The sequence below is a fragment of the Chitinimonas sp. genome (assembly GCF_041904975.1).
In the GTDB taxonomy this organism is placed as follows: Bacteria; Pseudomonadota; Gammaproteobacteria; order Burkholderiales; family Chitinimonadaceae; genus Chitinimonas.
This window is the reverse complement of the sequence record NZ_JAYRLZ010000262.1, coordinates 1-5,933: the sequence shown is the minus strand read 5'-3', so window position 1 is coordinate 5,933 and position 5,933 is coordinate 1. Positions and strand designations below refer to the sequence as shown.

Here is a 5,933-nt window from a genome sequence, read left to right as displayed (position 1 = left end):
GTCAGGGCACCAAATTGCCGGAACCGCACGGTCAATGCGCCTTCCGGGCCCGCCTCGCGCAACGATAGCCGGCCCGAGGCGCTTGCCTCGCCGCGACCGCCCTGCAGTGACAGCGCCGTCAATTGCGCGGTTTCGCCCTGCAACACCGCCTCCAGCTTGCCGTCATGCCATTGCGTACCCAGCTCGGGCAGGCGCAGACCAAAATCATCGAGTTTGAGGCGGCCATACCAGCTTGGTTTGCCAAGCGCGCCGTCGGCAGTCAAATCGGCAGACAGTCGGCCGCTTACCGCCGCAGTGGGGCCCAGCAACGGGCCCACCCAGTCCAGTGCTGGCATTTCCGCATGCAAGCTGCCCTGTAGCGCCGCCCCCGGTGCCGGCTGCCAGCCGGTCGCGCCACGCACAAAACGGCTGGCGAAGCGGCCACGCGCATAGCCGAATGAGGCCGATTGCAGATCGAGCGATAGCGCTGCCGTATCGCCCGCCAGCTCCAGTGCGGCTTTTGCCGCGCTGAGCCGCAGCGGCATCGGCTTCACCAGCGGGTCGTCAACCAGCAGGGAAATATCGCCGCGCTGGCGCTCCAGCGTCAGGCTGCCACCCAGCCCCTGATCGCCATGCAGATCAAAGCGCCCACCCAGCACCAGATCGGTATTGACGCGTGGCGCCAGTTCGGGAAAACGCGCGAGCCAGTCGGCCAGCGCCACATCGCGAATATCACCGACCACGGCGAAACGTGCACCTTGCCAGTCGGCATGATTGATACGCAGTTGGCTACCCAGCGCCAGCAGCTGCATCTCGTCGATGCTGGCGTGGCCCAGGCCCAATTGCACCCGCGCCGGACCTTGCATGCGCAAGGGCAGATCGCCGCTGTTTTCCAGCCGCTCGATCCAACCGCGCCAGCCATGCTCGTCCAGCGCGCCATTAGCCGTCGCGGCAAAATCAAAGCCGCGCCCTGCCACACTGCCCTGCCCGCTCAAGGTGCCGCGATGGGCCGCGCGCTGGCCCTGCAGATCGATATGGGCGCTGGCAAGCTGCAAGCGCGATGCCGCCATGCCCTGCACATCGAGCTTGAGGGCAAACGGCGCGTCGAGCGCTTGCGCCGCTACCGCGTCGATCTTTGCCTGCAGCTGTGCATGGTTGACCGCAACACCGCCGGGCAGGCGCAGCTGATCGGCGCGGGCGCTGCCATCGATCGAGGGACGATGCAGGGTGCCGGACAGGCGCAGCCGCGCTTCCAGCCGCCCGGCAAAGCCATTGCCCAGGTCGGCGATACTGGGCAGGGCAAAGTCCAGCGCCAGACTATCGCCCGGCTTGCCAAAGTCACCGCTGGCCTTGAGGCGATTGCTGCCCAATGCCAGATTCATGGCTACCGCGCTCAGCCGCCCTTGCACCAGGGTGCCGCTGGCATCGCCGGACAACGTCTGACCATTGAAGCGGCTATCGCGCAAGGCCAGCACCACACTGGCGCGCGCTGCCGGTTGCAGGGCACCGCTGAGCGTCATCCGGCCATTCAGTTCGCCGCTGGCCAGCGGATAGCCAAGCAAGCCAGCAAGGCTGGCTGGGTCGAAATGCTGGTACTGGCCTTCCAGTGAAAACGCGCGGCCGCTGCCCAGCGCCAAGCGACCATTCAGTGCCAGCTCGCCGCCAGCGGCGGCAAGGCGCAATGTCTTTGCCAAAAGCCAGTGCTGTCCGCCCTGTACTTGCAATCCGCCATCGATATCGGCCAGCAACTTGGCCGAACGCAGCCGGCCCTGCAGTTGCGGCAGGCTGGGCGCGCCGGTCATGCGCAATTCGCCGCTCAGCGGCAGCGCCGGGCCGCCATAGTCGGCCAAGGGCACATCAGCCAGCTTGGCCGATAGTGCCATGGCCTGCCGGCTGAGCTGGCCGCTCACCGAAATACGGGCGCCGCCCTTGCTGGCAGTCAGTGCATCGATCTGTGCGGTATGGCTGCTCAGACGCAGGCGGGCATCGAGCTGCGCCAGCGGCAGACGCTGGTCGGGCCAGCTTCCCGGCAGGCGATTGACCAGTGCCAGCTGCGCGGCGACCTGCTCGCCCTGTGGCTGCGCGCGCAATTCGATATCCAGTGCACTATGCGGCAAGCTGGCAGCAAAGCTGTGCAGATCAACCGCATGGCTGTCGAAACGACCGGATTTCACCAATCCGTAGGGACTGGCGGCAAACGGATCGAGGCGCAGATCGAAACCAAGCCGGAATGGCGCCATGCCGGCCGGCGCCCCGCTGCCCTGCCCGGTCAGGCTCAGATCATCGAGCCGGTTGCCCAGCAAGGCGGCCATTTGCCAGCTTGCTTCGGCATGACTCGCCTGCAGATTCACCGAGCCGCCGAGCTGGAACGGCGCCCGGCCATCGAGACGTAACTCGCCGCGCCCGCTGAACCAGGGGGTGGCAAGGGTAAGACCTTGCAGGCGATGGTAGTCGCCATCGCTGCTGACCGTGAACGCCAGCTGGTCGAGCAGCTTGCGGCCATTGAGGCTCAGCCCATCGACGCGCACATCGCTCAGCGCCACGGCCAGCGGCAGGCGCAGGGAAGCCGGCTTGCTCGGCGGCGTCTGGCTATCGGGCATGTGCAGATCGATATGTCCGAGGTAAAGACGATCGATCGCCAGCTCACCAGCAAACAGGCGCTGCGCTTGCCAGTCCAGTGCCAGCCCGGCGATGCGCAGCTGCGCCGCCTGGCTATGCAGCTGCACTTCGTTGATCTTGAGGTGACCAAGCAAGCTGCCCGACACCACCTTGAACTGCACTGCCCCGCCCGACAAGCGCTCGCCGGCCTGAAGCAGCCAGCGCGTACCGGCATCGCTGGCGGCCAGGCCGACCAGCAGCAGCGGCAGGCAGAGCAAGCTGAAGATCAGTATCTCCAGCCAGAACAGCCGCAAGCGCGCCCACAGGCTGCGTCGGGAAGGCTTGGCGGACACGGCCATCAGAAGCCCGCCCCCAGCGAGAAATGAAAGCGCAGATTGTGGGCATCGGCACCATAGGCCAGATCGAAGGCAAACGGGCCGACCGGGCTGGCCCAGCGCGCGCCCACGCCAAAGCCCTTTACCGCGTGATAGTCCTGCCAGCGATCGGCAGCGCCGCCAATATCGGCAAACAGCGCAGCGCGCCAGTTACGCCATACCCTGCGCTGGTATTCAATACCGCCCGTGGCCAGCACCCGTCCACCGACGACCGCGCCATTGCTATCCACACCAAGGGTCTGATAGCCATAGCCACGTACCGAGCCGGTACCACCGGCACGAAACAGCCAGTCACTCGGCACATCGGCCGGATCACGCGTCAGCACCTGGCCGGCCTCGCCATGCATCAGCAGCAGGCTGTCGCGGTTGATCGGCACATACCAGACGAGGTGAGCATAGGTGCGCAAAAAGCTGGTCGTGGACAGCAAGCCTTGCGCCGCGCCGCCCAGCTGCATATTGATCACCGTGCCGCTACGTGGATCATTGCGATTGTCCAGATCGCGCCGCGTCCAGGACTGTGAAGGCACCAGGGCGGTGTTGAGCTTGGTACTACCCTGCTCGGTGCGCTGCCAGGTACGCGTGTACTGCAGGCTCTGACTCACTTCGATTTCGCCACGCAAACGCGTACGCGTGGCTGCCAGCGTCTGCTGCCACAGCTGCTGACCGGCAATATCCTCATGCTGGGCCCGGTAGCTGAAGCCATGGGTATAGCGCCCGCTGTCGGGCGGCAGTTGCAGCTTGAGATCGAGTGTCTGCTCGCGCTGCTGGGCATTCAGATCAAGCGCTCCGATCCAGCCCCGGCCCAGCAGATTGGCATCGCGGTAGCCCAGACTGAGCCTGGCCCCCTTGTCTGTGCCATAACCGAGGCCGGCATCGGTCTTGTGCGGCGGCGCCTCCACCAGCTCGACCTTTACCGGCACTTGCTCGGCCTGTGCCGGGTCGGTGGCAACATCGAGCAAGACGCTGGAAAAGTAGGGGGTATTCTGTAGCGCGGTCTGAAATTCCAGCAGGCGCTGCTGGCTGTAGTCATCGCCCGGCGCAAAGGTCAACAAGCCATCCACCAGACTGCGCGGATAGCGCTGCAGGCCCTTGATTTCCAGCTTGCCCAAGGTAAAGCGCGGGCCGGAATCATAGCTGGCCGACAGCTCGGCGCTGGCCAGCTCCGGCACGATGCGCGCCTGGCTTGCACTGAGCCTGGCGGCAGGAAAACCCTCGATGATCAGCGACTGCAAGCCGCGTCGTTTGGCCGAGTCCCATTCTGTCTGGCTGAAATAGGCGCCGATGGCCAATGGCCAGCTTTCGAGCAAGCCCGCCAGGCGCCGCTGGTAGTCCGGCATGGTCTGTATGGCGCCATGCAGGCGGATGTTCACGTCGCTGACCCGCGTGCGCTCGCCTGGCGTGATGGTCAGCTGCAAATGGCGCTGTCCATCTTGCAGCTGATCGTCCACCGCCAGATGCGGGCTGAAATAGCCCTGCGGCGCCAGCAAGGCTTCCACTTCGCCCGGCGTTGCCGCCAGCAGGCGATCGAGCTGACCGGCATCGACATAGTCGCTACCTTGCCAGCGCACGATGGCCAATTGCTCACGCAATAGCTTGTCCAGCGGCGCAAGCGCCTGGATGCTTACCTGATAAGCCAAACCCTGGGCGAGCGCCGGTGAACTTGAAAACAGGAGGACCGCCGCCAGGCGGTAAGCGGGTGTAAACACGGCCAGCAGTGTAACAGAGCGCGTTTGAGCCACCCCGGATCACGCCTTTCAGAAATCGATAACCGGCGTTGGCCGCGCTACGCTGACGGCATAAAATGGCGTGGGGCAGTGGGTTTTCCCCAATCCATTCCAGGCAACGTGATCATGAGCATTTCCACCATCGGCAGCAGTGTTGCATTCAGTGTCAAGCCACGGCTTGATACTGCCGGCACGTTGGCCGAGCCCGCCAATGTCAGCGTCGCCGGCGCCAATCTCGATACCAATATCAGTAGCAGCACTACTGCCGGCAAAAAATACAGCGACGCCCAGCAGTCAGCCATAGCCAAGCTGGAAGCACGCGATCGCGAAGTACGCCAGCATGAGCAGGCCCACCTGGCCGCCGCCGGCGGCATCGCGGTGTCTGGCCCCAGCTACAGCTTCGAAAAAGGCCCGGATGGCAAGAACTACGCAGTCGGCGGCGAAGTGCAGATCGATGTCTCGCCGGGCCGTACCCCGCAGGAAACACTGGACAAAGCCAAGCAGATCCAGCGCGCTGCACTGGCACCGAAAGACCCGTCCGGCCCCGATCGCGCCGTGGCAGCCGAAGCCAGCCAGCTGGCCCAGGATGCCGCCATCCAGTTGCAGCAACAAAGCCGCACCCCGGATGAAGCCGATGCGCCCTTGGCAGACCGCGCCAGTGATCGCATCAACCGTGCCTACAGCGACGGCAGCCAAAATCCGGCCACCTCCCTGATCAGCGCCTACGCCTGATCCTGCCCGGCAGCCGTGCCGGCCACGCTGCAATCGCATACACTGCGCTGCATTGCTTCTGCCTTCCTCCCCGCATGAATACCCCAAGCCCGTCACGCCGTCTGATCGAACAATTCTGGAGCCTGCGCTACAAGGATCACAACGAAGCCCGTACCATCGCCGTCGCCGCCGAAGCCTGCGCCATGGGCGCCAGCAAGCGTATCGACGAGACCTGGGCGCGCTTTCTGATGCTGGTCTGCGACACTGCACGCGAGCCATTGGTATCGCAGCTGGATGACTACCAGGCCTTGCGGGCCGAATTTGCCCTGCTCGGCGATGAAGCCGGCGTGACCATGAGCCAGGTGCAATACGCCACCGTGTTGTGGTATGTGGGCCGCAGCGACGAGGGCTGGGAAATCCTGCGCCGCGATGTCGAGCCGCAGCTGCACCGGCTGGAGCGCAACCACCGCTACACCGCCTATATCGGCCTGCTGTGCGCGGCCTCCGGTATCGGCGATGAGGTAGC

General features: G+C 64.9%; 4 protein-coding genes. 2 read left to right on the top strand and 2 right to left on the bottom strand.

Features of this window, described 5'->3' with window-relative positions; genetic code table 11:
- Both ACE3OH_RS18355 and ACE3OH_RS18350 read right to left on the bottom strand, forming a co-directional pair.
- Positions 1–2,936 (bottom strand): hypothetical protein (locus ACE3OH_RS18355; RefSeq protein WP_374356571.1); only part of this gene is annotated, 2,936 nt, incomplete at its 3' end.
- Positions 2,936–4,609, bottom strand: a complete 1,674-nt coding sequence (locus tag ACE3OH_RS18350) for an autotransporter assembly complex family protein (RefSeq protein ID WP_374356568.1) — start codon at positions 4,607–4,609, stop codon at positions 2,936–2,938. The genes ACE3OH_RS18355 and ACE3OH_RS18350, both read right to left, overlap by 1 nt.
- Before the next feature lie 213 nt (positions 4,610–4,822).
- Here ACE3OH_RS18350 and ACE3OH_RS18345 point away from each other — a divergent pair, with 213 nt between their 5' ends.
- Positions 4,823–5,428 (top strand): putative metalloprotease CJM1_0395 family protein, encoded by a 606-nt coding sequence (locus ACE3OH_RS18345; RefSeq protein ID WP_374356565.1) that lies wholly within the window; start codon positions 4,823–4,825, stop codon positions 5,426–5,428.
- Between the two features lie 74 nt (positions 5,429–5,502).
- On the top strand, positions 5,503–5,933 hold a 431-nt coding region (locus ACE3OH_RS18340; protein ID WP_374356562.1), incomplete at its 3' end, for a hypothetical protein.

Excerpts from the sequence above, each read along its gene's own strand:
- ACE3OH_RS18345 (WP_374356565.1), top strand. The coding sequence starts at position 4,823 with ATGAGCATTTCCACCATCGGCAGCAGTGTTGCATTCAGTGTCAAGCCA.